This window comes from Paraburkholderia bannensis NBRC 103871, from assembly GCF_000685015.1.
GTDB classification, from domain to species: domain Bacteria; phylum Pseudomonadota; class Gammaproteobacteria; order Burkholderiales; family Burkholderiaceae; genus Paraburkholderia; species Paraburkholderia bannensis.
Genome location: NZ_BAYA01000046.1, coordinates 20,686 through 46,343 on the forward strand (window position 1 = coordinate 20,686; position 25,658 = coordinate 46,343).

Sequence of the window (25,658 nt, forward strand, 5' to 3'; positions counted from 1 at the left end):
CTGCTTTGTTGTAGCTGGTGGGGAGGGTTCAGGCGAGCGCGCGCGGCCAGCATTGCACGCTCATGCGCACGCCGGGATTGAAGCTGCCCGCAGCAAGGTCGGCGGCATCGTCGATCTGTAGCGTGAAGTCGTGCACGCGCATCACGGCCGCGACGACGCTCAAGCCCAGACCCGAGCCCGCGATATGACGCACGGCGTCGCCGCGATAGAAGCGCTGGAGCACGGCGGCACGCTCGGCGGGGGCAATGCCCAGGCCGTTATCGGCGACCGCGAGCAACGGGCCGTGCGGCGTCGCGCTCAAGGTCACGCTGACGATGCCGCCGTGCGGCGCGAACTTGATCGCATTGTCGATGAGGTTGCTGAACGCTTCGAACAGCAGCGCGCGGTCGCCGTGAATTTCGCTCACGGCTTCGGTCTGCACGCGCCAGTCGATTTCGCGGCTTTCCGCGAGCGGCTCATACAGCTCGGCGAGTTCATCGACGAGTTCGCGCAGGTCGACCGTCGCGAAGCCGCCGCGCCGATGCAGCGTGCCGATTTCGGAGATGCGCAGCATCGCGCGAAAACGTTCGAGCAGCTGGCCGGTTTCGGTGCGCGCGCGCTCCATCATGTCCGCACCTTCGACATCGGCGCGCAGGCTCTCGCGTTCGGCGATGCGCGCGAGCAGCGTATGCAGATGCACGAGCGGCGTGCGCAGGTCATGCGCGATGCCATCGCACGCGCCCTTGACTTCGCCCATCAGGCGCTCGACTTCGTCGAGCATGTGGTTCACGAGATGCGCGAGCATGTCGAGCTCGTCGTCGCCGCCCACGGGCAGGCGCTGGTCGAGGTCGCCGCGCGCGATGCACTGCGTGACGCGGCGGAATTCGCGCACGCGGCGGATCTGCCGCAGGCCAATCGCAAAGCCGCCCGCCGCTGCCGCGAGCAGCGCCAGCACCGCGCCGACCACGAGCGTGCGCACCATGAATTCGCGGATCTCCAGCACGTTGGTCATGTCGCGCGCGACCACGAGGTGCATGCCGTTGGGCCGCACTTCGCCCATTGCGCGCACGATCGGCGACTGCACGCGGTCGCGCAGCGTGAGTGTGTGGCTCAGCGTGCAGCCCACGCGATCGTAGGTAATGTTGGGCGGCGCTTCGAGCAGGTCGCCGGCGACGTACTTGCCAGCGGCTGTGAAGAGGCCGTAGTAGTTCACGTGCATGCGTTCGTGCTCAAGACGCTGATAGATCGCGTCGGGCAGTTGCGCATCGGGAATCGAATCGAAGTAGATGAGCTGCCAGCCCATGATCGTGTCGGTGTCGCGCTCGATCGAACGGGTGGCGCTCCAGGCGATGAAGCCCACGAGCAAGGTCAGCGTCACGCCGAATAGCGCGGTGTAGGCGCACAGCCAGCGGAACGTGGTGGTGTGCCAGCGGCGGCGCGGCAGCGCGGGCGCGCTCTGCGCGTTAGCGGCGGCAGGCGCAGTGGAGGAAAGCGGACGGCTCGACACGCGGTTTATCCGAGAATGTAGCCGGAGCCGCGCACCGTCTGGATCAGCGGCGGCACGCCCGGCGGATCGATCTTCTTGCGCAGGCGGCCCATATGCACGTCGATCAGGTTGGTGCCCGGATCGAAGTGATAGCCCCACACGGCTTCGAACAGCATGGTGCGCGTGATGGTCTTGCCCGCGTGACGCATCATGAATTCGAGCACGCGGTATTCGGTGGGCAGCAGCGCCACTTCCTCGCCGTCGCGGCGCACCTTGCGCGAGATCAGGTCGAGTTCGAGCGGGCCCACGTTCAGCGCCGTTTCGCGCGTGACCGTGGCGGCCTGGCGGCGGCGCAGCAGCACTTCGAGGCGTGCGGTCAGTTCTTCGGGATCGAAGGGCTTGGTGAGATAGTCGTCGCCGCCCGCGCGCAGGCCGCGCACGCGCTCGTCGACGTCGCCCAGCGCGCTCAACATCAGCACCGGCGTCTGGATGCCGACCGTGCGCATCGCCGTGAGGATCGACAGGCCGTCGACGCCCGGCAGCATCCGGTCGAGCGTGATCGCGTCGTACTCGTCGCTCATGGCGCGAGCCATGCCGTCGCGGCCGTTGTCGACCCAGTCGACCACGAAACCGCGCTGCGTTAGTTCATTGACAATTTCATTGGCTGTGACGGCGTCGTCTTCGACCGTCAATACGCGCACCTGACTCATTTCCTCGCACTCCGCCTCGCGTCACCTGCGCGGCCTCTCTCGAAATGCAAGTTTACCGTTGTGAGGCCACCGTGCCGCGCCAGCTTTCATGAAATTAATTTTAGGTTTGCAAATGCCTCACACACTTGCAAAGGGCTTACGGCCGGGGTTCGGCCGCGGCTGACGGGCCTGATGGCCTTGATCGGCCCGATGGTTACGCGCGGCCCTACGCATCGGCGCGCAGGTCGAGCTGGTAACCGTAGCGGTTGATCGTCTCGATCTGGGTGCGCGCGCCATGCGTGATGAACTTGCGGCGCAGGCGCGAGACCACGAGGTTGACGCTCGATGGCTCGACATCGCCTTTTTCGGGCCAGGCATAGCGGATCAGCTGTTCGCGCGCGACCGGCGCGTTGGCGTGGCGCAGCAGGCATTCGACGAGCAGGTATTCGCGCGTGGTGAGCGAGATGCGCCGGTCGTCTTCGACGAGGTCGCGCGTGAGCGGGTCGAGCCGCGCGAGGGCAGGGCCCCCCTGGGCGAGCGCGGTGCGGCGCAGCGCAAGCATGCGTTCCTGGATCTCAAGCACCGACCACGGTTGCACGAAGCAGGCGTCGGCGCCTGCCCGCAGGAGGCGGGCGCAGTCGGCGGGCGTGGCGCGCGTGAGCGCGATCACCACCGCGGGCGCGTCGGGCAGGCGCGTGAAGGAGGCGAGCGCGTCGGTGAGCCCGTCATGCGCGTGCGCGCCGCTCGCGCACAGGATCACCGTGTCGAACGGTTCATGCGAGGCGAGATAGACCGCGTAGTAGAGGTTATCGGCAACCTCGACGCTGTTCAGGCTCTCGCTCAGCGCCTTGTATAGGTAGCTCCGCTCGGCGTCGGAGGAGGAGCACAGCAGAACTCTCATTGATAGCGCGTGTTAGGCCGGGCATGTGAAGTCCAGCAGTCGATGGTGACAGTGGTGCCCGTGGTTATTGTTGTGTGTGCGGTTGTGCCCGCGCTTGTGTTCGCGACGGTGCCCGCGATTGTGTTCTTGACGGTGTCGATGTCCGCGGCATCCCCGATCGCCAGGCGGAAGTCGTGCAGCCGCAGCACCGCCGCGACAATGCCCAGTCCGAGCCCGGTGCCAGGCACGTGGCGCGCCGCGTCGCTGCGGTAGTAGCGGCCCAGCACGGCGCTGCGTTCGGCGGGCGCGATGCCGGGGCCGTTGTCGGTGACGCTGAACCGCGCGCCTGCGGGCGTCGCGTGCAGCGCGACGCTCACCACGCCGCCGTGCGGCGCGAACTTGATCGCGTTGTCGAGCAGGTTGCTGAACGCTTCGAACAGCAGCGCGCGATCCGCGTGGATCGGCGCGGTTGCGTTGCTCAGGTCGATGCGAAGCTCGATCGCCTTGTCTTCGGCGAGCGGCGCGTACAGGTCGCACAGCTCGGTGACGACCTCGGGCAGCATTACCTGGGCGAACGCGCTGCGCCGCTTGATCGCACCGATCTCGGAGATGCGCAGCAGCGCCGCGAAGCGCTCAAGCACCGTGTCGGCCTCGTCGCGCGCACTTTCGATCAGACCGGCCACGGCCGGCTCGCCGCGGCGCTGAAGGCTGTCGGCGGCATGCGAGAGGCGCAGGCGCAACCGCGTGAGCGGCGTGCGCAGATCGTGCGCGATGCCATCGCAGGCGCTCTTGACCTCGCCGATCAGGCGTTCGACTTCGTCGAGCATGCGGTTCACCAGATCGGCCAGCATGTCGAGCTCGTCGCGGCCCACGACCGGTAACCTTTCGCCGAGCTCGCCGTCGGCGATGCGCGCCGTCGCGCGGCGGATCTGCGCGACGCGCCGGATCTGCCGCATGCTCAGCAGCAGCCCCGCGCACAGACTGCCGCCCAGGCAGAGCAAGCCGCCGCCGAACAGCGCCTTGAGCAGTTCGCCGTGGACGTGGCGCACATCCGAGAGCGTGCGCGCGACGACCAGACGCGAGCCGTCGGCGCGGATTTCGCCCATCGCGCGCAGCGCTGTATGGGGTGCCGGCGCGGCGCCGGTGTCGAACATGAGGGTCTGGCCGCTCGCGCGCTCGTGCGGGCGGCCCCACGGGTCGAGAGCAAGGCGCGCGGGCAAGGCGTGGATGTCGCCGGCCAGCCAGCGGCCGTCGGCACTAAAGAGGCCGTAGAAGTTCTGCTGGCGGTTTTCGCGATGCAGGCGTGCGTCGATGGCGCCGCCAAGCGTGGCGTCATCGCGTGAATCGAAATAGCGCAGTTGCCAGCGCAGGCCGCTGTCGGTCTCGCGCAGCATCGCGTGGGTCACCGAATACTCGATGAAGCCGAGCAGCACCATGAAGGACACCGAGAACACCGCGGCGTAGGCAGCGAACCAGCGAAAGGTCGTGGTCTTCCAGCGCTCGTGACCCAGCGCCGCGGTGGACGTGTTGCGGGACGCGGGCGCATCAGCGGCGCTGGCCACGTCTGCGGCCTCTGCCACCTCTGCCGCTTCGGGCACGAAGGCTCCCAGGCGGCCCGCCACCCAGCCGGGCAGGTTCATAGTGCGCCCCGAGCCGGATGCGCGCGCTGCGTGGTGATGGCGCTGACTGACATGGCGTTCCTCAATGACCTTCCTCGATGACTCTTCTCGTTAGGCGCAGAGGCGCCATGATTGCGCGCGTGCCCGGCCATGATAGGGCGGGCCACTTGCCCAAACGGCATCACGGCGATGAAGAGGGGGTCATGTTCTTACCGTCGGTTGACGCGAACCTGACAGTTTGTCAATCCGGATTGACGCGGGGCGAGGGAATTCGATGGATGCGCGCGCATCGACCCGCTGCTTTTGATAACCGTTCTTTCATGCTGGTGAGCACTTTCGGCATCGGCAGGCTGCTTATTCTCGATCTCCATTGACGTGCCTTCGTTGCTCCATGCGTGTGTATCGACGCTTGCGCCTTTGCGTTTGTCGAGGCCGAAGGCATGTCGCTGTCCGCCGGCGCGTTGCCAGCGGTTCATCCACGGACGGCTCGGGCGCGTTGGCTCAGGCGCCGTCCGGAATAAAACGGAGGTCACCATGAAGCGTTGGTACAGATTCGCATTGATTCCACTCCTTGGCGCGGCGAGCGCCAGCGCGCTGGCCGCGCCCCATCTGTCAGAGCGCGCCTGCCATAGCTACCCGTTCGTCAAGCCCGCGCACGAGGTCACGCACCGCGAGCTCATGCAGGAGGTCAAGGATCTGGCGCTGGTGGGCTACGAGAGCCACGGGGTCGACAACGAGTACCCAACCGACCTGGAGGCCGCCCAGCAGCGTCTGGGCACGCTGTATCGGCATGATTGCCTCCAGCATCAGGCGGCGGCCGCCGATCCGGCCATGCAGCCAGACGTGCAGGCTCACGCTCAAAATCTGACGAACTGAGCCGCCGGCTCCAGTCGCGCAAGGTCACCGTATAGATGTGCTGCGGTGCACCTTGTAGAGCGCGACTTGACGGTCTCCCATTTCCGGTAACCTTTCCAAGGTAACGCGTTATGGGAACCGGTGACCTTTCCTGGGTTTACCCCGATTCCCGCCAATCGTTCTCCGCAGGCGCTCAAAGGTGCTGTTCAGACGCATCTTGGGTTACCTGACGCCAGGTGTCTGAATAGCCGCCCCGTCTTCAAGGAGGCGCGAGTTATCCCATAGGCGGCTACCTTTGTCACACCACTTTCTCCCATATTCTGCGACCTCAGAGCGCTAAGACTATACAAATCAGCGCTTTAGCGCGTTAACTCAATGTAGGTTCCAGGGTATTTCCCTTTAGGTAGCGCGCAATGGGAGCCCTTTAGCGACGCGTTTGCGTAAAGGTCACCACGGGTGGGATTCAGCATGTTGGTGACCACTTACATACGAATAGGATCCCGGTTTTGGGAGCTGTCTTTCTTATCGGACGCGTAGTTTGAGTGTTTACCAAATACGCTTTAGAACCTTTAGTAAACCTTTAGGCGGCTGGAAGCCTTATGGGGCAAGGGTTTGCGGCCGATTTGGTGACGCGTTATGGGGCCTGAGGTACCGGGTATGGGAGTTCTGGGCTGTGGATATGGGATTTCGGTATCCAAGGATGGGAATTCAAGGCTGTGGATATGGGGAAAAGGTCGCCCGGTATGGGAAAAATTGCCGAAACGGGCTGAGGTTCCCTTCTATGGGAACGGTTGAAGGTTGCCGATTATGGGAGGCTGGGCCCTTGTTTGAGCCATCTTCACGTCGATTTTGCTGACTATGGGTCACCAGTTATGGGAATCACCGTTGGTAACCAGTTATGGTGCCTGCTCCGCGCACACTCTGGAGGTCACCCAGTCCACTCGCAGAGGAGACTTCAGGCAAAGACTTGATGGGCCGACGTCTTCAATTTGCTGGGTAACAGCTTATGGGAACGTGCAAAGGTAACTCGCTATGGTGCCTGTCAGGTTCACGACACGCGAAACCCCCCTTGAACAGGGCTTTTGAAGGTTCCCGGCTATGGGATCAGTCAAAGGTCACTGCTCATGGGAGGTTTTCATGGCGCCAGGCCATGGCGGACGTCACATCCCCAGATCGGCAAAAAATCCCATAGTTGGCTACCTTTGGGAGGCCAAAACGAGAGTGAGTACTCACATAAGAGCCTAAAGGTCACGAGTTATGGGGGGTTTTCGACGGCTGAGATGGCTAAAGGTTACGGGTTATGGGGCGCTTCTGCAGGGCATTGCGGATTGCCTGGCGCCCTGCTCCAGCCGCTTGAGCCCGCCACGGGCGCTTCGGCTGTCAATCTTTCCCACTGTCGGTGTCGTTGCTGCGCACTGACATCTCGGCGCGCTTGAGTCACCTGGTCGCTTGGTATACAGTTACCAACCGACCAGGTTTCCTTTCACGTGGGTCATATGGCAAGAAAAAAGGCCGACGCCGGCGACGCCGACAAGCAAGGCGCACTCGTATTCCAGCAAGGCCAGCCCCCCGATCTGTTCCGCAAGGCGGTTCCCGCCATTCACATTGCGCCGAAATCCGGATCGATCAGCCTTCAGCAACGCAAGATGTTCAGCTCGTTGATCAAGAACGCAATCCGTCAGGATTCGCTTGAGCAAGGTCGCTCGTCGTTCGAGATCACGATTTCCGCCCTGTCGCAGGACGTCGACCTGAACAGTAACAACACGGAGTACGTCAAGGAAACGATCAACTCGCTCATCAGCACGGTCGTCAACTGGGACTATCTCACGCAGGACAAGCGCAGTATCTGGAAGGCCTCGGGTCTGCTTGCGGGCGCCGAACTCGAACGATCGGTGTTGCGCTACACCTTCTCCGAACAGATTCGCGGCGAGCTGCTCAATCCCGAAATCTACGCGATGATCGACATGCGGATCACGCGTCAATTCAGGAAGGCGCACTCGCTCGCGTTGTGGGAAAACGTCGTGCGTTATGAAGCGGTGGGGGTGACGGCGCGCTTTCCGCTGGCGACGCTGCGCGACCTGATTCTTGGACAGGACACTTCGGCGCAGTCGTACAAGTTGTACAAGCAGTTCAAAAGCCGTGTGCTGGTGCCCTGCATCAAGGAAGTCAACGAAATCTCGGATCACAACTTTGAGCTCATCGAGCACAAGGTTGGGCGCTCGGTGGTGGCGTTGCAGTTTCGCGTAACGCGCAAGCCGGAGACGGATCCCTCGCAGGAACTGCGCGCCAATGAGACCGTGCTGATCGGCGAGATGGCGAAGTTCAGTATTCCGGTATCGGAAGCGCGCCGACTGCTCAAGCAATACGGCGACGAAAAAATCCGGACTGCAGTGGCATATACGGCCGCGCGCGTCGCGCAGAAGAATGCCGCGCCGCTTGCCAACGTGGCGGCCTATTTCCGCAAGGCGCTCATGCAGGGCTATCAACTGCCGGGCGCCAACGTAGCCGCCACCGCGAATGCCGATGCGGGCAAGGCGCGCGAAAGTCAGGATCAGGTGCAGGATCGTTACATCGCCGCGAAGATCGCCGAGGCGCGTTCGTATTTCAACGAACTCGAATACGACGACCAGACAGCGCTCATCAAGCGTTACAACGAAACGGTCGGCATGGACAAGCTGAAGGTGTCGACTTCGAAGGTGCCGAGCAAAATGGCGTCGACGAACTTCTTCCGCTGGGTCGTGCTGGACACGTGGGGTCAACCGACGGCTGCCGATCTGCTTGAATTCCTGTTGAGTGGACAGCAGGCACCGGCAGGCGATGCACAAGGTGTGGTGGGGGACATCGAACTGGCGTTCAAGTCGCGCGAGGAATAATCGCAGCGCACCCTGTTAGCGAAATTTGCCGATTATAAAAACATAGGTAAATTTCGCTTTCTCAATTTTCTGCATACTTCGGGTTGGTGTCGCCTTTGTGGAATTTGGCACCGTCCCGATGTCTCAACTCCTGACTCGCGCGTATGCGGGTCGCGGCCTTAAGCTCTCTCCCTTCCTTTAGATGTTCATTTGAGTCTCCACGTGGAGATTGATTGTTGGTCGTCGGCCTGTCGAGCGCTGATTTGTTGCGTGGGTGTACTGGCAACGGGAGACGCGGCGGCTCGGTCTGAACTGGTAGTCACTCAATCGCCGGAATCATGCTGTTTTTTATCCGTGAGCAGGCGTGAGAGCGCCAGTCGATTGGCATGTTGGGCCGCGAATGATCAATGATGAAGCGTTTTTAGTCTCCACGTGGAGACATGACCGCATGTATCTGTGTGGGCCTGCGGTCACGCTCTCCTTTGTTCATGAACTCGTTCGACGAATGCGATATGTTGATTTTCCACGGAACGTGGACGACTTGCCCCACAAGCCGGAAGCTCTCGGGGATTTCGGCCTGTACGTGTTGATCAGTAGTGAAACGCGGATCAGATCGGTAACGTGGAGAACACCTCTTGAACGATCAGTCTCCACGTGGAGAGGCCTGCTTTGTTGAACGCAAATGCGCGTCGCTTGCCTGTAGTCGACGATGTCGTAGCTAGCGCGAATCTCATCTACGCTCAGCCTCAACCATATTCAGCGAGATCCCTAACTCGATCGATTTAGAGCAACAGCGCTGATCCACTCTCCCTCGGTTTCGAATGACTCTCCACGTGAAGATTCGCATGATTCAACGCAGATACTGAAAACCGACGATCTCCCGCAAAACAATCAGCACAGACTGCGACGTACCTCATCCAAATGGCTATTTGGTGGTCAACCGGCAACGATTTCGGCGCTAAAGCTAGAATTTACTTTAACTTGACGCTAGACTGCCAGTTGACTCTTTGGAGGGTCTCCACGTGGAGAGTACGCGTGAAGATTCTCCACCGTTGAACATTGCATGGAGAACCGAATGGGACTGGTCATCGCTGTAGCGAATCAAAAGGGCGGGGTAGGCAAGACGACCACCAGCATGAATCTGGCAGGCGCGTTTCAGTCCGAAGGCTACAAAGTCTATGTCGCGGACGCCGACGGCCAGCAATCGTGCATGAGCTGGTGTGCAGCCGCAGGCCCGGAAACCCCGTTGCCCTTCCGCGTTGGCAGCATTAACAAACTCGAAAAGATGATTGGCCCGGAAATCGCCGCTTTGGCGAACGACTACGACGTCGTGATCGTCGATTGTCCGCCGAACATCAATGACCTGACGACTGCGCGTGTCCTCGCCGTTGCCGATGCAACCGTCATCCCAACCGACGCTTCGCCCATCGATATCTGGAGTAGTGAAGGGATGATGGAATTGGTCGAACGTACGCGCGTTGCCAATCCTGCCGGTAAATTCGCAATTTTGCTGAATAAATCTAATTCGAAGACGCTGCTGCATACGCAGATGAGCGCCATCCTCGCGGAAAGCAATGTTCGTGTGCTCGCGTCGACGGTCAAGCAGCGCGAGCTTTATCGCCAGGCGGCGGCACTTGGCCGGACGGTCTTCGACGTCAAAGGCGTGCGCGGCGTAAAAGTGGCGAAAGATGAAATTGCCGCGGTTTACAACGAAATCATCGCGCTGGTGCAGGAAGAGGAGGTTGTCGATGGCAACTAAGCTGAATTTCACCAGCAAGGTTCGCGCGGGCATGGCCGTCGAGCGCGCGTCGGCCGAAGAGCGCCTGGCTGACGGTGACGTCGTCGGCATTGCGCAGCGTGACGCTGCAGTGGTGACACTCGCAGAAGTGGCTCCGGCTGTTGCGCCTGTTGCTGCGTCAGACACGCCGGTCGCAGCCGCGCCTGCAACGCCGGTCGCGCCCGCAGCATCCATCGGTTCAGCCGGTGTGACGCACGCAGTCGCACGCATTCCCGTCGAGGACGTCGTCTCGAATCCGTACAATCCGCGCGCGTTCTACAGCGCGGAAACGATTGACGAACTCGCCGACAGCTTCGGCAAGCAAGGGCAGATCACGCCGATTCTCGTGACCCGGCTTGCAGAGTTTCCCGGCAAATATGTGATTGTCGACGGCGAGCGGCGTATTCGTGCCGCCCGTTCGCGCGGCGACAAACATATCGACGTTGATGTTCGCGACGGTCTCGACAACCAGAACCTCTATCTGCGCGCCTACCACGCGAACAAGGAACGCGAGGAGCAGACCGTCTTCGACGATGCGCTCGCCTGGAAGAAGCTTCTGGACGATGGCGTGTACGTCGACCAAGTCGAGCTGGGCGTCGCGGTCAGCGAGGATCCGAAGCACATCAGCAAGGTGATCTCGCTGACGTCGCTGCCGCCGTATCTTCTGCAGCGCATGGCGCAGAATCGCAAGGATGTCGGTCTCGGCCACGCGTACAACATCAAGCTGATTTTCGATCGCGCTGGCGTGACCGTTGCCGAGCACTGGCTCGAACAGGTGATCGAAGGGAAGGCGAGCGTACGTAAGCTCGAGGCCGCTGCATCGGCTGAAGCCGGCGCCCGTCGCATTGGCCCGCGCCGCACGCACTATCAGTCGCGCGTGCAATTCAATCGTCCGGATGGCGTAGCGCTGGGCGAGCTCAAGCTGTTTGGCGATGGCCGTGCCGAGCTGAATCTCAAGGGCATTGCCGCAGCAGACCAGCAGCGTCTGGCCGAGCGCATGAAAGCCGTGATCGACGAGTGGGCCGCTGAAATGGAACCGACGGTCGCAAGCTGAAGCGACTCCACAAAGATTTTTTTGGGGCGAAGAGGGCAGGGCTTTCGCGAGCGCCTGCCCTTATCTTTAGCACCGAATAAGACGGAAAGAGGGCAGGGGGAGGGCGCTGGGGTCGAAACCGTGAAACATAGTTCGACGACTTTCATTCAAAAAAAAGCATTTTGAATCAATGGCTTGCGACACCAAACCTAGAATGTTTCACGCATAGATTCGATTTTCAGACGCATTCGTGACCCAGAAGACGAGCGCCCAGCATGAGCTTCTATCAAGTCCTCCAAATCGTACTATTTGAAATGTAATTCGTAGTTATTAGAACGTTTCTCGATAGAACCTAATGATTTGACAATTTCCCGCTGCTACGCCATTCTGTAGGAATGAACACGCGCCACTGCCCGATTACGCTGATTATTAGCACCATTCATCGAATGGTGGGTTAGCGTACGTCTGGTAGAAGCGACAACAACCCGCCCCACGAGGCGGGTTTTTTGTTTCCGCTTCCTGGGCTCTAAAAGAGACAGCACAGGAGCCGTCATGCAGGTTCAATCGAGCCGTACCGCAGCCGAAGCCGAAACACGCGCAGAAAAGAAAGACGCACAGCCGACCGATTATCTCCGCCTGATTCTCACCGCGCGTGTCTACGACGCCGCCCGCGTCACTGAACTCGAAGGCGCACCGAACCTCTCTGCGCGTCTGCGAAACACGGTTTTGCTCAAGCGCGAGGACAACCAGCCGGTGTTCTCGTTCAAGCTGCGCGGCGCGTACAACAAGATGGCGCATCTGTCGGCGGAACAATTGCAGCGCGGCGTGATTACGGCTTCGGCGGGCAATCACGCGCAGGGCGTGGCGCTCTCGGCGGCGCGGCTGGGCGTGAAGGCGGTGATCTGCGTGCCGGTGACCACGCCGCAGGTGAAAGTCGATGCCGTGCGCGCGCATGGCGGCGCGATGGTCGAGGTCGTGCAGGCCGGCGAGTCCTACAGCGACGCCTACGCCCACGCCGTGCGCCTTCAGGAAGAACGCGGCCTGACCTTCGTGCATCCGTTTGACGATCCGTATGTGATCGCCGGCCAGGGCACGGTGGCCATGGAAATCCTCAGCAAGCATCAGGCCCCGATTCACGCGATCTTCGTGCCGATCGGCGGTGGCGGTCTGGCGGCGGGCGTGGCGGCTTATGTGAAAGCGGTTCGTCCGGAAATCCGCGTCATCGGCGTGCAGACGGACGACTCCTGCGCGATGGCGCAGTCGCTCAAGGCGGGCAAGCGCGTCGAACTCAGTGAAGTCGGCCTGTTCTCGGACGGCACGGCGGTGAAGCTCGTGGGCGAGGAAACCTTCCGCCTGTGCCAGGAGTACCTCGACGATGTGCTGACGGTCGACACCGACGCGCTTTGCGCCGCGATCAAGGACGTCTTCCAGGACACCCGCAGCGTGCTCGAACCCGCAGGCGCGCTGGCCGTCGCGGGCGCGAAGCAGTACGCCGAACGCGAAGGCATTGACGGCAAGACGCTCATCGCGATCACCTCGGGCGCGAACATGAACTTCGACCGCATGCGCTTCGTGGCCGAGCGCGCCGAAGTCGGCGAAGCGCGCGAAGCGGTTTTCGCGGTGACGATTCCCGAGGAGCGCGGCAGCTTCAAGCGCTTCTGCGAACTGGTCGGCACGCGCAGCGTGACCGAGTTCAACTACCGCATCGACGACGCCGAGCGTGCGCACATTTTCGTGGGCGTGCAGATCCGCAACCGCGGCGAATCAGCGCAGATCGCGCAGAGTTTTGTGGATCACGGTTTCCCGAGCGTCGACCTTACCGGCGACGAACTCTCGAAGCAGCACATCCGCTACATGGTCGGCGGACGCTCGCCGCTCGCGCATGACGAACGCCTGTTCCGCTTCGAGTTCCCGGAGCGTCCGGGCGCGCTGATGCGCTTCCTCTCGTCGATGGCGCCGAACTGGAACATCAGCCTGTTCCACTACCGCAACCAGGGCGCGGACTACAGCTCGATTCTCGTGGGTATCCAGGTGCCCGCAGCGGAAGACGCCGAGTTCCGCCGCTTCCTCGCGACGCTCGGTTATCCGCACTGGGAAGAGACGCAGAATCCGGCGTATCGTTTGTTCCTGAAGTAAGCCAATGTGCCGCACGGGAGATGTCCAGCATCGCGCGGGACGTCTCTCGCCTGAAAAAGCAAAAGGAAAAATTAGAAAGGACGCCTATTCAATCGGGCTGGGAAATACCGAATTGAACCGTGCCTGGATGCGACGACTAAAACTCAAATTAGCGGCAAAATAGCGGTTCAATGCCACTTCTCGCGCTTCAAGAACATACACCATGACACTTGCCGATCCCGCCAGCATTGCCAGCTGGCACGCCCACATTTATTTCGATGCCCCGACGCGCGACACCGCATGGGCCTTGCGCGAAACCATTGCCGCTGAAATCGGCGATACGGTGGAAATCGGCCGCTTTCACGAGCGTCCGGTGGGCCCACACCCGATGTGGTCTTATCAGCTTGCCGTGACGAACGAGCGCTTTGCTGCCGTGTTCGCCTGGCTCGTCGTCAATCACGGTGAGCTCGATGTTTTCGTGCATCCGAACACAGGCGACGCGCTGCGCGATCATCGCGATGCAGCGGTGTGGATCGGTCATTCGCACACACTCAATCTCGCCGCGCTCGGTGGCTGAGCCACGCGAAAACACGCGAAAAAAATAGCAAGCACATCAAACTAAAAGTCAGACAAGACTTTCCGCATCCGTCGCTGAATCGTCAGTCGGATCACCACTGAAACGAAGTGTAAAAGTCCGTTCCAGCCCCCTTTGCATTCCTGCATAATCGCGCGTTTTGCCGGGCAATCCGGTAAAACGTGCCTGTTTTTCCTCAGCTGTTTCAATTCAAGTTCGTTCGTGTATTGCCGTTAGTCAGGACGCGCAATCAAATTCGCGCAATCGTTTTCTGTAGACGAATTGAAAGCGATTAGCGGAATTTGGGGTCGACAAGACCCGAAGCAGCAACGGGGGGCGCGCCTGCATCTAGCGGCGGCATATTGGCCGACGCTGCTTCAATAAAAAACCTTTACAAGGCACGATATGCGGTTTTCCAAATTCAGATTCGAAGCGGTTGCGGTGCTCGCAACCGCCTTGCTCGCGGCTTGCGGCGGTGGTGGCGGTGGTGGTTCGTCTGGTAGCTCGGGTAGCTCGGCGACCAACAACTCGTCGAACGGCAGCGGCAACACGGCGCAGGCCACGACCACCACGACGACGACTTCGCAGTCCAACTCGACCACCAACAGCGCGCTCCTGATCACGCCGGCGTCCAACCTCACCGCGCTGCCGAGCGCGAGCGGCAACGCCAGCACCGACGGCACGGCCTATATCAACGCGATGCGCCAGAACGTCGGCCTCGCGGCGCTGCCGTCCAATTCGGGCCTGGTGACCGCATCGAGCGATCACGCGACCTATCTCGTCGACAACCAGGCCTACGGCCACACCGAAACGGCCGGCAAGACCGGCTTTACCGGCGCCGATCCGCAGACGCGCATCTCGGCCGAAGGCAGCTTCCAGATGATGGGCGAAGTGGTCGTGGCGGGCCAGCCCGCGGCGTTCAGCGACAGCCTGTCGCCGGTCGAGACGCTCTTCGACGCGCCGTTCCACCGCATCGTCATGCTCGACGACTTCACGTCGATGGGCGTGGGCTACATGGCCAACGCGAGCTGGGAAGCGTTCAACATCGACTTCGGCTCGACCAGCGCCGATACGTTGTCGGCGACGGCGCTCGTCGCTTACCCGTACGCGGGCGAGCAGGGCGTGCCGACGAGCTGGTTCGCCAACGAAGATCCGAACCCGTTCGCCAGCGCCACGCAGTACGAAATGACTACGGTCGGCTATCCGGTGACGATCCAGAGCGCGTTCGGCTCGACGCTGAGCTCGATGAGCTTCACGATTACCGCGACCAACGGCACCAGCATTCCATGTCTCGCGCAGACGCCGCAGACCACGCCGAGCGAGCTTTCGAACGCCGCGCTGTGCGTGCCGTACTCGCCGCTCGCGGCCAGCACGACCTACACGGTGCGCGTGACCGGCACGTTGACCGATGCCTCGAACCAGACGCACCCGATCAATGTCGGCTGGACGTTCACGACGGCTGCATCGGGCGTGTCGCACAACGCAGTGCAGGATGGCCTGACGAATCGTCCGCTGCCGAAGTTCTGATCGGCGTGATTGGCGTGACTGAAGCAGGCTGAAATGCAAAGGGGCCGCAGTGAAAACTGCGGCCCCTTTTTCGTTGCATGCGATTGAAGCGCGACGCTCAGTGCCCGAACGACTCCTTCGGCGCATCCGATGCGGCTTCCACGGTATGCGGCCGCGCGGCCTGTTTCACGAGCAGTGCGGCGCAGGAGACGAGACCGGCGACGGCGATCGTCGCGAAAATGCCTGCGAACGAGAAATGCCGGCGCGCCAGTTCGGCGACCAGGAACGAGCCGGCAATGCCGCCGAAACGCCCGATCCCCAGCATCCACGCCACGCCCGTGCCGCGGCCCGAGGTCGGATAGAACGCGGCGGCCAGCGCGGGCATCGACGATTGCGCGGTATTCATCAGCACGCCCGCCGCGAACACCACGAGCACCAGCGCGCCCACATTGCCCACGGCCTGGCCGATCAGCCAGACCGACAGCGCGGTCAGCGCATAGCAGGCGGCAATGATGCGGTTGGCGTTGAAGCGATCCATCAGCACGCCGCACAGCACCGCGCCGATACCGCCGAGCGGGAACAGCGCCGCGATCAGCGTCGCGCGCGCGGGCGGCAGGCCGGCGTCCTTGAGCAGCAGCGGCATCCAGTTGATCGACGCGTAAAAGATCACGAGGCCCATGAAATACGCGATCCACAGCATCAGCGAGCCGACCAGATAGCGGCCCGACAGCACCACGCCCATGCCCTTGCCGTCGGCGTGCGGAGCGGTCTCGGTCATGGTGAACGACTGTGCGGCGGCGGCATCGGCGGAAATGCGCGCGAGCGCGGCGCGGATGCGCTCAGCGGGCTTCGCGTTCGCCACCATGTAGCGCACCGATTCCGGCATGCGCAGCGCGAGCGGGATCGCCAGCACGAGCGGCGTGACGCCGCCGAGCAGCAGCACGCTGCGCCAGCCGAAGTGCGGGATCATCCACGCAGCGAGAAAGCCGCCGAACGCCGCGCCCAGCGGAAAGCCGCAGAACATCAGGTTGATGATGGTGGCGCGGCGGGCGTCGGGGCAGTATTCGCCCATCATCGTGACGGCGTTCGGCATGGCCGCGCCCAGGCCGACGCCCGTGACGAAGCGCAGCCACACCAGATGGTCGATGCTGTCGGCAAACGCCGAGGCGAAACAGGCCACGCCAAACACCAGCACGGAGCCGAGCAGCATGGCGCGGCGCCCGAGCCGGTCTGACAGCGGCCCCGACGCGAGCGCGCCGAAGGCAAGACCGAACAGCGCGGCGCTCAGCACCGGTGCGAGCGCGGGCTTGGCCAGTCCCCATTCGCCAAGCAGCGACGGCGCGATAAAGCCGATGGCCGCCGTATCGAAACCGTCGAGCAGCACGATGGCGAAGCACATCAGAAAAATGAACCACTGGAACGGCGAAAACGGATGCTCGTTGAGGAACGTCTGGACGTTGACGGCACTGCGGCTCATGAAAGGTCTCTCCATTGTCTTATGCGTGGTTCGCAAATAGCGCACACAAATTCGCTATGCGAACTCTGGTCGCCATCCTACCCGTCTGCGGGCAGGCGCGATATCGGGGACTTTCTTGAGTGCATCCGTGCGGGAGCGAGGTGCGTATCTTCGTGATGGCTTCGATCGAACATGCCGCGCGGCGGCGTGTCGAACGTAGACGTTGCACAGCCTCAGCGGCCCAAATGCGGGCCTGAAGGAGATCGACGTGAAGAACCGGACGCTTTTTTCGACGGCGCGCGTGGGCGCGCTCGCCCTGACGGTGGCGCTTGCGGCGGGGCTGCCCGCGCGCGGCGCGTTCGCGCAGCTTTCGCAGAATGACGATCTGCGCTCGCCGCAAAACAGCCTCGCATTGATGCCCAATGCGCCGCTCGGCAGCGAATATCCGACGCACGGCAATCGCCAGGCGGGCGAGCTGCCGGTCGGGCCGACCGACCCGCGCGGCCAGCTGGCCAACGGATTGCCGAACAATTCCCAGGCGGGCGGCTATGGCGCGCCGCAGGCGGGTATTCACCCGCCGCAGGGCATGTGACCTAAATACGTTCCGGCACCCAGCTCAGCTGGGTTTCTACGCTCTCGCCGGGCGCGAGCGCCGTACCGCCCACGTCGAGCCGGCCCGCCAGACCGTCTAGCTGGAGATTGAGCCAGTCGGTCGTATTGCTGACGGGTTCGGCGCAAAACCACGGCAAGCCCTGCGCACTGTAGAGCACGAAATAGTCGAGCGGCGCGCCCGCCCGCAGCGCGAGCCGACGGCCCTCGTCTGGCCATTCGATCAACGCCTCGCGGCGCCAGCCCGAGAAGTTGTTATCGAGATCGAAGTCGTCGACGATCATGCCGTTTTCCAGCGCATCGACGGCCGGATGCGCGCTCAGCGCGACCGGGAGCACCTCGGCGTCGATTTCCCACATCGCGCGCACCCGCGCGCTCAGGCGCGTGCCGGGCGGCTTCGGGTAATAGGGATGATGGCCGAAGCCGAACGGCATCGTGCGCGTCCCCAGATTACGCGCCCAGAGCCGCACCGACAGCCCGGTCTCGTCGAGCGTGATGTGCTGGCGTGCCTCATAGCTGAACGGCCAGCCCTCGCCGCCGTGCGCGGCCGCTTCGTGCACGAAGCGCAGCGTCACGGTATTGCGCTCCTGCGACTCGACCTGCCACGGCCGCCGCCACGCGTGGCCATGCAGCGCGTGGCGCAGCGCGCCGGTGCCGCTTGGCAGATCGATCATCTCGCCTTCGAAGCGAAAGCGTCCGTCGCGGATCCGGTTGCAGTAGGGCATCAGCGGGAAGCTCGCCATGCCGAGCGGGTCGCGTGCGTCGATGGCTGCGCGCGTCGCGGGGCGCAACCAGTGATGAGTGGCCGCGGTCGCGCTGTCCTGCTCGTACCAGGCGGCAATCGAGCCGCCCACGTGCGGTGCGATCAGTGCATGCGCGCGACCGTGCGCGAGCGCAACGAGCTGGCCATCGTCGAGCGCGGCGGCGTCGAAGGACGGGGCGGAAGTCAAGGAGCGGGGCGTCGGGGCGGCGGTCAAAGGCGCGATCTCCGGATGGCTCAGAATTATTACTAATAAAAGATAATATAGTCCGGAAATGGCGTGCTGGTACCGTCAGCGAATGCCGACTTACGCCAATTGTTCGCCAAAAATATTAATGCTACGCTTCGGCCCACCAGCGCCCGCCCGGGACGTGGCCGTTCCTCTGCCGCCGGGCTGCGCAAGCTCATACCCATCCGATGAAAAAATCGACCCAGCGCCGCCCGACCATGACCGACATCGCGAAGGCCGCGGGCGTGTCGCAATCGACGGTTTCGCTCGTCCTCAATGGCGCGGTCGGCGCCAAACTGTCCGAGGCCACGCGCGACAAGGTGCACGAAGTCGCGCAGTCGCTCGGCTACCAGTTGCCCGTGCGCGCGGCGCAGCCACCTGCGCCGGCGGGCGACCGCAACCTGATCGTCTATATCGCCGACGAAATCTCCACCAGCCCGCATCCCGTCGTGAGTATCGACGGCGCACGCGACGCCGCCTGGAACGCGGGCTGCGTGCTCGCGGTGTTCTCGACGCACGGCAATGCGCAGATGGAACAACGTGTGTTGCAGGCACTCGCAATGCCCAATGTGCTCGGCGTGATTTATGCGACCGTCTATACGCGCAAGGTCGCTGTGCCGCCCGCGCTGTTCAAGGTGCCCGCGGTGCTGCTCAACTGCTACGCGTCGGATCACGCACTGTCGTCGGTCGTGCCTGCCGAAGTGGCGGGCGGCCATACGGCCACGGAGCACCTGATCGCGGCAGGGCATCGGCGCATCGGCTTCATCAACGGCGAGACCTGGCAGGATGCGGCGAAGGATCGCCTCAAGGGCTATCGCCAGGCGCTGGCGACGTCCGATCTGCTCTACGACCCGCAGCTCGTGCGCGACGGCGACTGGAGCCCGGACAAGGGTTTCGAGCTGACGCTGTCGCTGATGCGCGAACCCAACCCGCCCACGGCGATCTTCTGCGCCAACGACCTGATGGCGATTGGTGCGATCGAGGCGCTCAAGCAACTGGGTCTGCGCGTGCCGGAAGACGTCTCGGTGATGGGCTACGACGATCAGGAAATCGCCCGCCACACGCATCCCCCGCTCACCACGGTCGTGCTGCCGAACTACGAACTGGGCCGCTGGGCGGTCGATACGCTGCTGCAGGAGGAGCAGAACCGCAGCGCCGGTGCTCCGGTGCGCCACCGCACCGTGAAGCTGGACGGCCCGCTCATCGAGCGCGCCTCGGTCTGCGCGCCGAATCCCGCTGTCCCCGTGAATACCCTCATTAATATCTCCTAATTGTGGCTGGTAATATTAGTTGAAGCAGTGCTCGTAATAAGGCGGCCGATCGACAGAGCCGCACGGTAAGAAAGACAAGACAGGAAAGACAACAAAGCCGCGGCAGGGCGCAGCCCATACCGCCAACGTCATTCACCGCTTTGCATGGGGCCGCGCCCGACGCCTGAGCGTCGATCGCGGCCGACAGGAGACAGCCATGCGTCGTCAACGAATCCAGTCCGCCCTCATTGCCGCCGGTCTGTGTGCGGCGCTTGCCGCCGCTGTGTCGGGCAGCGCCTACGCGCAGTCCGATTCCGGTGCGCAGAAAGTCCAGTCGAATTCCAGCGAAACCTGCACCAATCCCAAGCCTGGCGGCAAAAAGCTGAGCGACATGGTGGTGGGCTTTTCGCAGTCCGAGAACGAACAGAATCCGTTCCGCGCGACGGAAACGGCTTCGGTGCGTGCGGCGGCCAAGGCGGCCGGGGTCAAGCGCCTGCTGTATACGAACGCGAACGCTAACCAGGCCAAGCAGGTCGCCGATATCGAAAGCATGATCAACCAGGGCGCCGAAGCGCTCATCATCGCGCCGAACGATTCCACTGGCCTGCAACCGGCCTTCGCGCAGGCGCGCGCCAAGGGCATTCCGGTCGTGACGATCGACCGCCTGACGGCGGGCACGTTCTGCCAGGACTACATCACCTTCCTCGGCTCGGACTTTTACAAGCAGGGCGAGCGCGCGGCGAAAGCGCTCGCGGACGCGACCGGCGGCAAGGCCGTGATCGCCGAAATCCAGGGCGGTTACGGCAACACAGTCGAAAGCCAGCGCACCGACGGCTTCGCGGCCGGGCTCAAGGCCTACCCGAACATGAAGATCGCCGCCGCGCAGACGGCCAACTGGTCGACCACCGAAGCGCAGAAAGTGATGGAGCAGATCCTGCTCGCGCACCCGGACGTCGACGCCGTCTACACGCACGCCGACACCATGACGGTCGGCGCGATCACAGCGCTGCGCCAGGCGGGCAAGCTCAAGGGCGTGAAGATCGTGTCGATCGACGGCACCAAGGAAATCGTCACCGATATCGACCAGGGCACCGTGGCCGCCGACGTCGAGACGAATCCGCGCTTCGGCCCGCTTGCATTCAAGTCGCTGGAAGACTGGATCGCGGGCAAACCGGTGCCGCAAAAGCAGATCATGGACGACGCGCTGTTCGACAAGACGAACGCGAAGTCCTCGCTGGCGGCGGGCAAGGTCTACTGAGCGGGCCTCCCTGGCGACGAGCACAACATGAGGCGATGACGATGAGCGCAGCACGCGACGCATCCCTGGCGGGTGCCCAACCGCGCGTCGTACTGGAGACGCGCGGCGTGTCGAAAACCTTCGGCGTGGTGCGCGCGCTGCGCGATGTCTCGCTGACGTTGCGCGCGGGCGAGGTGCATGGCCTTGTCGGCGAGAACGGGGCGGGCAAGTCGACGCTCATCAAGGTGCTCACCGGCTTTCATCAACCCGATGTCGGCGCGGTGACGCTCGATGGCGCGGACGTGTCGTTCGACAGTCCGCGCGCTGCGCAAAGCGCGGGTGTGTGCGCCGTGTATCAGGAAATCAACCTGATTCCCGAGCGCAGCGTCGCCGACAATATCTTTCTTTGTCACGAGCCCAAGCGCTTCGGCATCCTGACGGATCGAAAGCGCATGCTCGATGGCGCGGCCGAAATCGTCCAGCGTTACCGGCTGGCCGTCGATCCGGCTGCGAAGCTCGGCACGCTGGGGCTGGGCGCGCAGCAGATGGTGGCGATCGCGCGCGGCGTGTCGCTGGGCGCGCGCGTGCTGATTCTCGATGAACCGACCTCGGCGCTGAGCGGCGCGGAAGTCGACGTGTTGTTCGGCGTGGTGGATCGACTGCGCGCGGAAGGCATCGCGCTGCTGTTCGTGAGCCACCGGCTTTCCGAGTGCTACCGGCTGTGCGACCGCTTCACGGTGATGCGCGACGGCGCGGTGGTGCGAACGGGCACGCCGCAGGAGTTGCCGCGAGCGGCGCTGATCGCCGCGATGCTCGGGCGCGAAAGCGCTGGCGCGCATGCGTGGGCCGACCGCTCGGGCCGCGCCGATCCCCATGCCGATGTGACGCCCGCCTTGCAGGTCGACAGCCTGCAATGGGGCAACCGCGTGCGCGATGTGTCCCTGCGCGTGGCGCCGCGCGAGATCGTGGGGTTGGCGGGTCTGCTCGGCTCGGGGCGCACGGAAACCTTCAAGACGATCTTCGGCGCGCAGCGGGCCGATGGTGGCGAAGTGAAGCTCGCCGGTCAGGCGCTCACGCACGCGACGCCTGCGCGCTCGATTGGGCGTGGGCTCGCTTTTCTTTCCGAAGATCGCCGTGCTGAGGGCATTTTTCCGCGGCTTTCGGTGCGCGAGAACCTTGTCGCGAGCCTGTTGCCACGTATTTCGCGTTTCGGCTTTATCTCGCGCGCGAAGGAAGATCAGGTGGTGCGCGAGGCGATCGCGCGACTCGGCGTCAAGACGGCGGGGCCGGGCGCGTTGATTACGACGCTGTCCGGCGGCAACCAGCAGAAGGTGCTGATCGCGCGCTGTCTGTCCACTGAGCCCGGCGTGCTGCTGCTCGACGATCCGACGCGCGGCATCGATGTCGGCGCGAAGGAGGAGGTGCATCGCGTGGTGCAGCAGCTCGCGCAGGAAGGGCTGGCGGTGGTGGTGACGTCGTCGGAAATGGAGGAGCTGCTCGCGCTCACCGACCGGCTCGTGATGCTCAACGAAGGCGCGACGCAGGGCGGCATGCCCACGGCGGGCGCGCATCCCGACGACGTGCTCGCCGTGCTGGCGGGGCAAGGGCCGCAAGGAGCACAAGGATCAGACGGCAATGGCGATCAATCTTGAATCGAACGAGGAACGTTTGAGCCCCTCGAACTTTCCCGCACCGAAAGTCCCCAACGCGCCGCGTGCGCCCGGCGAGCCGCCGCGCGGTCGTACCGCGTGGCTCACGATACTGCGCGAAAACAGCGTCTATTTTGCGCTGGCCGCGCTCGTGCTGTTCAACCTCGCCATCACGCCGGGCTTCTCCAACCCGTTTGCCGCGCGCAGCCTGCTGTTCGAGGCGGCGCCGATCGTGCTGATCGCTCTGGGCCAGAACCTGGCGATTGCGACGCGCGGCATCGACCTGTCGGTCGGCTCGGTGATGGCGCTCGCGAGCGCTTCGATCGCGGTGTTCCTGCCGTATGGCGTGGGCACGGCGCTGGTGGGGGCGGTCGCGGTGGGCGCAGTGGCCGGGTTGTGCAACGGCGCGCTGGTCGCGCTGCTCGCCATTGATCCGCTGATTTCGGGGCTGGCGCTGCTGGTGGCGGCGCGCGGACTTGCGCAGGCGCTGCTTGGCGGCTCTCGCGTGAACCTGCCCGAAGCGCCGGCCTTCGATCTGCTCGGCGCGGGTGCGCTCGGGCCGGTGCCCATCGTCATGCTGATCGCGCTGGCGCTTGCTGTCGTGGTGGCGTTCGTGGTGCGTCGGACGACCTTCGGGCGCTACACGATTCTCGTCGGCGCGAGCCGCAGCGCCGCGTTTCTTGCGGGTATTCCGGTGCGCCGCACGCTATTCCTCGTCTATGCGGTGAGCGGCACGCTGGCCGGGTTGGCGGGCTTGTTCGCCTCGTCGCGGCTGGGTGCGGCCGATCCTAATTACGTGGGCGTGAACTTCGAACTCGATGCCATCGCCGCATCGGTGATCGGCGGCACGCCGCTCTCGGGCGGGCGCATTTCGATCGTCGGCGCGGTGTTTGGCGTGCTGCTGCTCCAGGTGCTCGACGCGAGCTTCATCATGAACAACATCAGCTTTACCTACGCGCAGATCCTGAAGGCGGTGTTCATCGTCGTCGCGCTCTATCTGCAACGCTCGGGAGGCTGACGACATGGCAAACGACGCAATGCAGGGTGCCGGTTCTTCGACTTCTGCCAGTTCTTCGGCTTCTTCTGCGCCCGTGGCCGCACCGCGCGCGAGCCGCCGGGCGCAGGTCATCGCGCTCGTGCAGTCGCGCGGCGCGATCGGCATGCTCGTGGTGGTCGCGCTGATCGCGGGCTTCGTGTTCCCCGACTTCCTGCGCCCGGCCAATCTCGCCGATATCGTGTCGAACAGTGCCTTCCTCGGCCTCGTCGCCGTTGGGCAGAGCCTCGTGATCATTCTTGGCGGCTTCGATCTGTCGGTTGGCTCGATGGTGGGCCTGGGCACGGTGCTCTCCGCTTATGCCGCGCCGTATGGGTGGGGCGCGGCGATGCTTGCGCCGGTTGCGGCGGGGTTTGTCATCGGCATCGTCAATGGCTTGTTGATCGCGCGGGCACGCATGGCGCCGTTCATCGTGACGCTGGCGGCGCTGCTCGGGCTCAAGGGCTTTGCGCTGGTGCTCGCGAGCCAGGATCTGCTGATTGCCAATCCGGGGTTCTTTGCGCGCATCGCCAATGGTTCGCTGTTCGGCGTCAGCAATCTGATCTGGGTGCTGGCGGTGGTCTATGCACTCGGTGCGCTGCTGCTCAATCACACGCGCTTCGGTGCGGCGATCTTCGCGGTTGGTGGTAACGAGGAAGCGGCGCGCATGCTTGGCGTGCGGGTGGAGCGGGTGAAGGTGCTCGCTTATGGTTTGTCAGGCGCGCTGGCGGGACTGTCGGGCGCGTTGCTGGCCTCGCATCTGGATTCAGGGCTGGCGGCGGCCGGGACGGGCTATGAATTGCAGTCGATCGCGGCGGCGGTGATCGGCGGCGTGCTTTTGACGGGCGGTGTCGGCACGATGGCGGGGCCGCTGGCGGGGGTGTTGCTGCTGGGGGTGATCGACAACGTCATCAATCAGGTGGGTACGCTCAGTCCGTACTATCAGAATCTCGCGAGTGGGGCGTTTCTGCTTGCTGCGGTGATTGTGCAGACGGTCTTGACCGGGCGGCGGCATGGTGCGGCTCGCGCGGCGAGTGGCGTTCGCAAGGGCGCCGCGTCGCGGGGTGCGGCGCGGACTTGAATGTTGCTGCTGGTTACCGTTGGCTGCGGTGGATTATTGCTTCGAGACGGTCAGCTTCACGTGGTTCGCGCCGGCGGTTTGGGCGGTGATCTCGGTGCGGTTGCCGCGATCTCCTAGATAGAAGTGCTGCCGGCCTGGCGCGTTGCCGTCGTGTGTGGCGTTCGGCAGGCAGGAGGCGATGTCGGCGCCTACGCCTTCGAGCGCATCGGATCCTGATCCGGCGTCCGCGTTGCGCGTGCTCCAGGTGCATTGATAGGCGTCGTGCGTGGCTGCGCATTGGGCATCGTCGCTGTAGGGCTGGGCGACGGCGCGGCCATCGGCCGGGCTCAGCGAGGTGAAATGCTGCGGAGCGGCTGCGACGATACGCTTGAGCGCGGCGCAGGGGCTGGCGCTGTCGTCGGCGTGAGAGACGAGCGGCGCAAGAGACAGGAACGCGGTGGCGGCAAGTCGGAGAGTGTTGGCTCGCATGCTGGATTCGCTGCCTTAAGGGGCAGCGCCTCTTGGTGGTGATATCGGGTAGCTGCAAACGTCGTGCCGGGAACGACGTTTGCAGTTGATCGACGAGAACAATCACCACGAGGATCGCGCCATGAACAGAAAAATCCGATACCCGATGCGCGCCGGCGCAATGCTTGCGGCGACTCTCGCGCTGGCCGCGGTGACGTCATCCGGCTATGCCGCATCACAGGACGACGAAGATCACGCATGTCGGAGCGACGCTTTTCACTTCTGTGCGAGCGAGATTCCGAACAAGGAGAAGATCACGGCTTGCATGAAACAGCACTATGCCGAGCTGTCGCCGCCGTGCAAGGCGATGTTCAAGAAGCCGCCGAAGGGCGGCGCGAGCTGACAGAAGATAAAGCGGGCGGAGGGTTAAGGCGCGACGAGAGTCGCGCCTTTTTATTTTGGCCGGCTGCAAATTTGTGCTTGCGCACTGTGCGAGAGGCAAGCTAAGATTCGCCCCCTTCGCTGCCTGCCGTACCGGCTGC

The 25,658-nt window shown here is 63.4% G+C and carries 22 protein-coding genes; 14 read left to right on the plus strand and 8 right to left on the minus strand.

Annotated elements, in window-relative coordinates; all coding sequences use genetic code 11:
- Window positions 1-28: 28 nt before the first annotated feature.
- The 5 genes from BBA01S_RS36275 to BBA01S_RS47330 form a co-directional block, all read right to left on the minus strand.
- Window positions 29-1,423, minus strand: coding sequence for a sensor histidine kinase (locus tag BBA01S_RS36275; RefSeq protein WP_027820704.1), 1,395 nt, complete (start codon window positions 1,421-1,423; stop codon window positions 29-31).
- 68 nt (window positions 1,424-1,491) lie between these two features.
- Window positions 1,492-2,166, minus strand: coding sequence for a response regulator transcription factor (locus tag BBA01S_RS36280; RefSeq protein WP_027820705.1), 675 nt, complete (start codon window positions 2,164-2,166; stop codon window positions 1,492-1,494).
- 214 nt (window positions 2,167-2,380) lie between these two features.
- Window positions 2,381-3,055 carry a winged helix-turn-helix transcriptional regulator gene (locus BBA01S_RS36285; protein WP_027820706.1) on the minus strand — a complete coding sequence of 225 codons (675 nt, stop codon included), beginning with the start codon at window positions 3,053-3,055 and terminating at the stop codon, window positions 2,381-2,383.
- Complete coding sequence (locus BBA01S_RS44360) at window positions 3,052-4,674, minus strand: sensor histidine kinase (RefSeq protein ID WP_063750593.1); 1,623 nt, start codon at window positions 4,672-4,674, stop codon at window positions 3,052-3,054. The genes BBA01S_RS36285 and BBA01S_RS44360 overlap by 4 nt, the downstream gene beginning before the upstream one ends.
- A 188-nt stretch (window positions 4,675-4,862) precedes the next feature.
- The gene (locus BBA01S_RS47330; RefSeq protein ID WP_156966218.1) at window positions 4,863-5,129 is read right to left on the minus strand and encodes a hypothetical protein; all 267 of its coding nucleotides are present in this window, start codon (window positions 5,127-5,129) and stop codon (window positions 4,863-4,865) included.
- Window positions 5,130-5,187: 58 nt separating this feature from the next.
- Here BBA01S_RS47330 and BBA01S_RS44365 point away from each other — a divergent pair, with 58 nt between their 5' ends.
- The 7 genes from BBA01S_RS44365 to BBA01S_RS36325 all read left to right on the plus strand — a co-directional run bounded on the left by BBA01S_RS44365 (window position 5,188) and on the right by BBA01S_RS36325 (window position 15,386).
- Window positions 5,188-5,529, plus strand: a complete 342-nt coding sequence (locus BBA01S_RS44365; protein WP_042298472.1) for a hypothetical protein — start codon at window positions 5,188-5,190, stop codon at window positions 5,527-5,529.
- A gap of 1,475 nt (window positions 5,530-7,004) precedes the next feature.
- The gene (locus tag BBA01S_RS44370; RefSeq protein ID WP_042298473.1) at window positions 7,005-8,381 is read left to right on the plus strand and encodes a replication initiation protein; all 1,377 of its coding nucleotides are present in this window, start codon (window positions 7,005-7,007) and stop codon (window positions 8,379-8,381) included.
- A 1,054-nt stretch (window positions 8,382-9,435) separates the two neighbouring features.
- Window positions 9,436-10,119: a ParA family partition ATPase gene (gene parA / locus BBA01S_RS36305; protein ID WP_027820707.1), complete on the plus strand. Its 684-nt coding sequence runs from the start codon at window positions 9,436-9,438 to the stop codon at window positions 10,117-10,119.
- Window positions 10,109-11,191 carry a ParB/RepB/Spo0J family partition protein gene (locus tag BBA01S_RS36310; protein ID WP_052392052.1) on the plus strand — a complete coding sequence of 361 codons (1,083 nt, stop codon included), beginning with the start codon at window positions 10,109-10,111 and terminating at the stop codon, window positions 11,189-11,191. Before parA ends, BBA01S_RS36310 begins: the two co-directional genes overlap by 11 nt.
- A gap of 531 nt (window positions 11,192-11,722) precedes the next feature.
- Window positions 11,723-13,306 carry a threonine ammonia-lyase, biosynthetic gene (ilvA, locus tag BBA01S_RS36315; protein ID WP_084162760.1) on the plus strand — a complete coding sequence of 528 codons (1,584 nt, stop codon included), beginning with the start codon at window positions 11,723-11,725 and terminating at the stop codon, window positions 13,304-13,306.
- A 202-nt stretch (window positions 13,307-13,508) separates the two neighbouring features.
- Entirely contained in the window at window positions 13,509-13,862 is a 354-nt protein-coding gene (locus tag BBA01S_RS36320; protein ID WP_027820710.1) for a DOPA 4,5-dioxygenase family protein, read from the plus strand.
- A gap of 438 nt (window positions 13,863-14,300) precedes the next feature.
- Complete coding sequence (locus tag BBA01S_RS36325) at window positions 14,301-15,386, plus strand: CAP domain-containing protein (RefSeq protein WP_167336083.1); 1,086 nt, start codon at window positions 14,301-14,303, stop codon at window positions 15,384-15,386.
- Window positions 15,387-15,483: 97 nt separating this feature from the next.
- Here BBA01S_RS36325 and BBA01S_RS36330 read toward each other — a convergent pair whose 3' ends face one another.
- Complete coding sequence (locus BBA01S_RS36330; RefSeq protein ID WP_027820712.1) at window positions 15,484-16,842, minus strand: MFS transporter; 1,359 nt, start codon at window positions 16,840-16,842, stop codon at window positions 15,484-15,486.
- A gap of 247 nt (window positions 16,843-17,089) precedes the next feature.
- Here BBA01S_RS36330 and BBA01S_RS36335 point away from each other — a divergent pair, with 247 nt between their 5' ends.
- Window positions 17,090-17,413 (plus strand): hypothetical protein, encoded by a 324-nt coding sequence (locus BBA01S_RS36335; protein WP_407668369.1) that lies wholly within the window; start codon window positions 17,090-17,092, stop codon window positions 17,411-17,413.
- Between the two features lies 1 nt (window position 17,414).
- Here BBA01S_RS36335 and BBA01S_RS36340 read toward each other — a convergent pair whose 3' ends face one another.
- Window positions 17,415-18,380 (minus strand): aldose 1-epimerase, encoded by a 966-nt coding sequence (locus BBA01S_RS36340; protein ID WP_027820714.1) that lies wholly within the window; start codon window positions 18,378-18,380, stop codon window positions 17,415-17,417.
- A 227-nt stretch (window positions 18,381-18,607) separates the two neighbouring features.
- On the opposite strand from BBA01S_RS36340, the gene BBA01S_RS36345 reads away from it, so the two are divergent.
- From BBA01S_RS36345 to BBA01S_RS44385, 5 genes are all read left to right on the plus strand, one after another.
- The gene (locus tag BBA01S_RS36345; RefSeq protein ID WP_084162761.1) at window positions 18,608-19,690 is read left to right on the plus strand and encodes a LacI family DNA-binding transcriptional regulator; all 1,083 of its coding nucleotides are present in this window, start codon (window positions 18,608-18,610) and stop codon (window positions 19,688-19,690) included.
- Window positions 19,691-19,886: 196 nt separating this feature from the next.
- Window positions 19,887-20,927, plus strand: coding sequence for an ABC transporter substrate-binding protein (locus tag BBA01S_RS36350; RefSeq protein WP_027820716.1), 1,041 nt, complete (start codon window positions 19,887-19,889; stop codon window positions 20,925-20,927).
- A 41-nt stretch (window positions 20,928-20,968) separates the two neighbouring features.
- Window positions 20,969-22,558 (plus strand): sugar ABC transporter ATP-binding protein, encoded by a 1,590-nt coding sequence (locus BBA01S_RS44375; RefSeq protein ID WP_245641702.1) that lies wholly within the window; start codon window positions 20,969-20,971, stop codon window positions 22,556-22,558.
- Complete coding sequence (locus tag BBA01S_RS44380) at window positions 22,542-23,573, plus strand: ABC transporter permease (RefSeq protein ID WP_084162762.1); 1,032 nt, start codon at window positions 22,542-22,544, stop codon at window positions 23,571-23,573. The genes BBA01S_RS44375 and BBA01S_RS44380 overlap by 17 nt, the downstream gene beginning before the upstream one ends.
- Before the next feature lie 4 nt (window positions 23,574-23,577).
- Window positions 23,578-24,669: an ABC transporter permease gene (locus tag BBA01S_RS44385; RefSeq protein ID WP_245641703.1), complete on the plus strand. Its 1,092-nt coding sequence runs from the start codon at window positions 23,578-23,580 to the stop codon at window positions 24,667-24,669.
- A 33-nt stretch (window positions 24,670-24,702) separates the two neighbouring features.
- Here the strand turns inward: BBA01S_RS44385 and BBA01S_RS36370 are convergent, their stop codons facing one another.
- Window positions 24,703-25,137, minus strand: a complete 435-nt coding sequence (locus BBA01S_RS36370) for a hypothetical protein (protein ID WP_027820717.1) — start codon at window positions 25,135-25,137, stop codon at window positions 24,703-24,705.
- A 79-nt stretch (window positions 25,138-25,216) separates the two neighbouring features.
- Between BBA01S_RS36370 and BBA01S_RS36375 the strand changes: the two genes are divergently transcribed.
- On the plus strand, window positions 25,217-25,519 hold the full coding sequence (locus tag BBA01S_RS36375) for a hypothetical protein (RefSeq protein ID WP_322787852.1): 303 nt from the start codon (window positions 25,217-25,219) through the stop codon (window positions 25,517-25,519).
- The last annotated feature ends 139 nt before the right edge of the window (window positions 25,520-25,658 follow it).

Excerpts from the sequence above, each read along its gene's own strand:
- BBA01S_RS36320 (WP_027820710.1), top strand. The coding sequence starts at position 13,509 with ATGACACTTGCCGATCCCGCCAGCATTGCCAGCTGGCACGCCCACATT.
- BBA01S_RS36330 (WP_027820712.1), bottom strand. The coding sequence starts at position 16,842 with ATGAGCCGCAGTGCCGTCAACGTCCAGACGTTCCTCAACGAGCATCCG.
- BBA01S_RS36310 (WP_052392052.1), top strand. The coding sequence starts at position 10,109 with ATGGCAACTAAGCTGAATTTCACCAGCAAGGTTCGCGCGGGCATGGCC.
- BBA01S_RS36350 (WP_027820716.1), top strand. The coding sequence starts at position 19,887 with ATGCGTCGTCAACGAATCCAGTCCGCCCTCATTGCCGCCGGTCTGTGT.
- BBA01S_RS47330 (WP_156966218.1), bottom strand. The coding sequence starts at position 5,129 with ATGAACCGCTGGCAACGCGCCGGCGGACAGCGACATGCCTTCGGCCTC.
- BBA01S_RS44370 (WP_042298473.1), top strand. The coding sequence starts at position 7,005 with ATGGCAAGAAAAAAGGCCGACGCCGGCGACGCCGACAAGCAAGGCGCA.
- ilvA (WP_084162760.1), top strand. The coding sequence starts at position 11,723 with ATGCAGGTTCAATCGAGCCGTACCGCAGCCGAAGCCGAAACACGCGCA.
- BBA01S_RS36370 (WP_027820717.1), bottom strand. The coding sequence starts at position 25,137 with ATGCGAGCCAACACTCTCCGACTTGCCGCCACCGCGTTCCTGTCTCTT.
- BBA01S_RS44375 (WP_245641702.1), top strand. The coding sequence starts at position 20,969 with ATGAGCGCAGCACGCGACGCATCCCTGGCGGGTGCCCAACCGCGCGTC.
- BBA01S_RS44360 (WP_063750593.1), bottom strand. The coding sequence starts at position 4,674 with ATGAACCTGCCCGGCTGGGTGGCGGGCCGCCTGGGAGCCTTCGTGCCC.
- BBA01S_RS44385 (WP_245641703.1), top strand. The coding sequence starts at position 23,578 with ATGGCAAACGACGCAATGCAGGGTGCCGGTTCTTCGACTTCTGCCAGT.
- BBA01S_RS36345 (WP_084162761.1), top strand. The coding sequence starts at position 18,608 with ATGAAAAAATCGACCCAGCGCCGCCCGACCATGACCGACATCGCGAAG.
- parA (WP_027820707.1), top strand. The coding sequence starts at position 9,436 with ATGGGACTGGTCATCGCTGTAGCGAATCAAAAGGGCGGGGTAGGCAAG.
- BBA01S_RS44380 (WP_084162762.1), top strand. The coding sequence starts at position 22,542 with ATGGCGATCAATCTTGAATCGAACGAGGAACGTTTGAGCCCCTCGAAC.
- BBA01S_RS44365 (WP_042298472.1), top strand. The coding sequence starts at position 5,188 with ATGAAGCGTTGGTACAGATTCGCATTGATTCCACTCCTTGGCGCGGCG.
- BBA01S_RS36285 (WP_027820706.1), bottom strand. The coding sequence starts at position 3,055 with ATGAGAGTTCTGCTGTGCTCCTCCTCCGACGCCGAGCGGAGCTACCTA.